Source organism: Bradyrhizobium genomosp. I (2014) (assembly GCF_000261685.1).
Lineage (GTDB): Bacteria > Pseudomonadota > Alphaproteobacteria > Rhizobiales > Xanthobacteraceae > Bradyrhizobium.
Window position 1 is genome coordinate 1 of sequence record NZ_AJQE01000503.1, and the last position, 430, is coordinate 430.

Below are 430 nucleotides of genomic sequence, written 5' to 3' on the forward strand. Positions count from 1 at the left end.
ATGGCCTCGAACCTGACCGCGCAGGTCCGCAACATCGCCGAGGTGACGACGGCGGTCGCCGGCGGCGACCTGTCGAAGAAGATCACCGTGGACGTGCGCGGCGAAATCCTGGAGCTGAAGGACACCATCAACACCATGGTGGACCAGCTCAACGCCTTCGCCGGCGAAGTCACGCGCGTGGCGCGCGAGGTCGGCACCGAAGGCAAGCTCGGCGGCCAGGCCGTGGTGCGCGGTGTCGGCGGCACCTGGAAGGACCTCACCGACAGCGTCAACTCGATGGCTTCGAACCTCACCGGCCAGGTCCGCAACATCGCCGAGGTCGCGACCGCGGTGGCGAAGGGCGATCTGTCGAAGAAGATCACCGTGAACGTGTCGGGCGAAATCCTTCAGCTGAAGGAAACGCTCAACACCATGGTGGACCAGCTCAACG

The 430-nt window shown here is 65.3% G+C and carries 1 protein-coding gene; it reads left to right on the forward strand.

What is annotated here, in order from left to right:
- The coding region (locus IC50_RS38270; RefSeq protein WP_035716899.1) for a HAMP domain-containing protein at positions 1–430 on the forward strand (430 nt) is incomplete at both ends.